Below are 2,042 nucleotides of genomic sequence, written 5' to 3'. Positions count from 1 at the left end.
CTGACTCTGCTACTAATAGTACCTCTAAGGAAGTTCTGGAAACATTAAGAATGTGCCAGAAGCCTACACCGACCTGTACTCAGGCGGTGTAGGTAGTTCACTGAGGGAACGCTCATCTAGTCGCTTGTTCTGCAACCGCCGCAACATCTCTGTTAGAGCTAAATCCTGTTTCCGCGCCAGATAGCGTCCCACTAATTCCACACCCAAAGGCAAATATCCCAGCCACTCACATAACTGATTTGCTACAGCTAATTCTCGCTCAATTCGTTCTGGTGTTTCTTGGACTAAAGACTTTAATAACTCTAGCGCCGCCTCTGGTTGCAGCACATCCAAAGATAATTGCTTTATGGATGTTCCTAAAAGTTGGCGCGTGGTAATCAGCACTTTAAATCGGGAAGATAGCGGTAAGTAAGGCTTGACTTGCTCGTAGTCGGTGACATCATCGAACACTAGCAGCACATCACCCTCACGCCAACGTCGCCAGCAATATTGCACTTGGTCGATTATATTAAAATCTTCTGGCGGCTTTAAATCAAGCTGCGTCCTGGCAAACTGCACAATTTGAATGCCTACATCCTCACTTCTAGCTCTTAACCAGCAGATGCCACCCTTATAAGTGCTAAGTAATAAGTGAATTAGTGCATACTGGGTTGCTAACTCTGTTTTGCCAACTCCACCCATACCATTAATGGCAGTGATTACCAACTGATTGTTGGCTTGCAGCTGTTGGGACAAACTTAGCAGTTCTTCGGCGCGTCCTACAAACTTAACAGCACCACTGCGAGGAACATTGTGAGGAATTTCCTTTGGTTTGAAAGAGTCGTGCTGTGGAATAATAACCAGCAAATTCAGGATTTGGGTAATATCCCCTGTAGTCAGATTGCCGCCTACTTGAACATTTTGGAGAATGTTCTGTAAAATTTCTTCTGGGTTAGGGCGATCGCTCATAATTCTAGGCTTTCAGGTTAATATTGCCCAAGTCAAGATCATCGCCAAATTCCGAATCAACCACCGCCTCTTGATTTACTGAACCGTCTCTTGCAGCTTCGATTTCTATATCGCCTACTTTAGCCTTACCCTTTACCTGAACTCCTTTTATAACTATTTGATTAATCATTTCCTTCAATTTAGGTTGTGTCACCTGCGTTTGTGCTTCACTAGCTACAGCTTCAACAGCTTGAGCAATTTCAGGGTCTTTCTTTGCTGCTTCTTCTACTTGCTCAACCAGAGAAGCTTGACCATAATCTAGAGGTTGTGTTTGAGCTAATTCTACAGCATTCGCGGTTGATGGTTGTTTACGCCTGAGCATAACTAACAACTTCTCGCCTTCATTCCAAGCTTTTTCGCCGATGATTTCGCCAGTTTTCTCAAAAGCTTTGACGATGACCAAGGTAGCGATCGCAGCTGCTGTTAGTGTAGCAGGTTCCATAAATTAACCCAGAATCCCAAATATATTTTATTGTATCTACCACTTTATCTCAGTATATTCCGCAAACAAGAACCCCGACTTCTTCAAAAAATCGCGGTTCTGACTACGCTTGCAATGGCGATACAGTAATTAATGTCGAAAATCTGGCAAAATCTCCGGTGTTGTGAGTTAATAACTGCGGAATATGGTAAACTAACATTGTGGCGACAATATTTGCATCATGTACTTGCCTGCCACCACTGGGAATTTCTGACATTAAAGATAAAAGTCTTTCTGTTACCAGCAAATTATCTTCAGCTACTCGAAAGCGATTTTGGAAAAAACGAATTTCCGCAGTTACTCTCAAAATTGGTATAGGCTGAGTATATAGCTGCGGACGAGTCAGAGTAGCCAGATATTCTCGCAAAACTTGTCGGCTAATCCACAATTGCATTCCACTTTGTTCATAACTTGGAATTGCGTTTATAGCAACCAAGTGTAAAGGAGATTCAGGAACAGTGGCATAAACGAGGGGAGCATCCCACTTTGGCAAAAATATATTAACCCTGTGTTGTGGGTTATCTTGGGTTATCAATAGGACTTACGCACGCTCTCAAATTTCTTATCTTGTGCA

3 protein-coding genes are annotated in these 2,042 nt (G+C 42.9%); all 3 read right to left on the bottom strand.

Features of this window, described 5'->3' with window-relative positions:
• Positions 1-63: 63 nt before the first annotated feature.
• Complete coding sequence (locus AABK37_RS41160) at positions 64-948, bottom strand: NB-ARC domain-containing protein (RefSeq protein ID WP_432557137.1); 885 nt, start codon at positions 946-948, stop codon at positions 64-66.
• Between the two features lie 4 nt (positions 949-952).
• Positions 953-1,429, bottom strand: coding sequence for a hypothetical protein (locus tag AABK37_RS41155; protein WP_432557136.1), 477 nt, complete (start codon positions 1,427-1,429; stop codon positions 953-955).
• A 103-nt stretch (positions 1,430-1,532) separates the two neighbouring features.
• Entirely contained in the window at positions 1,533-1,961 is a 429-nt protein-coding gene (locus tag AABK37_RS41150) for a type II toxin-antitoxin system VapC family toxin (protein ID WP_432557135.1), read from the bottom strand.
• Positions 1,962-2,042 lie beyond the last annotated feature (81 nt).

Source organism: Tolypothrix sp. VBCCA 56010 (genome assembly GCF_050875635.1).
In the GTDB taxonomy this organism is placed as follows: Bacteria; Cyanobacteriota; Cyanobacteriia; order Cyanobacteriales; family Nostocaceae; genus Hassallia.
This window is presented reverse-complemented; position numbering and strand designations above follow the sequence as displayed.

Coding starts and splice junctions, on each gene's coding strand:
- AABK37_RS41160 (WP_432557137.1), bottom strand. CDS start 948: ATGAGCGATCGCCCTAACCCAGAAGAAATTTTACAGAACATTCTCCAA.
- AABK37_RS41155 (WP_432557136.1), bottom strand. CDS start 1,429: ATGGAACCTGCTACACTAACAGCAGCTGCGATCGCTACCTTGGTCATC.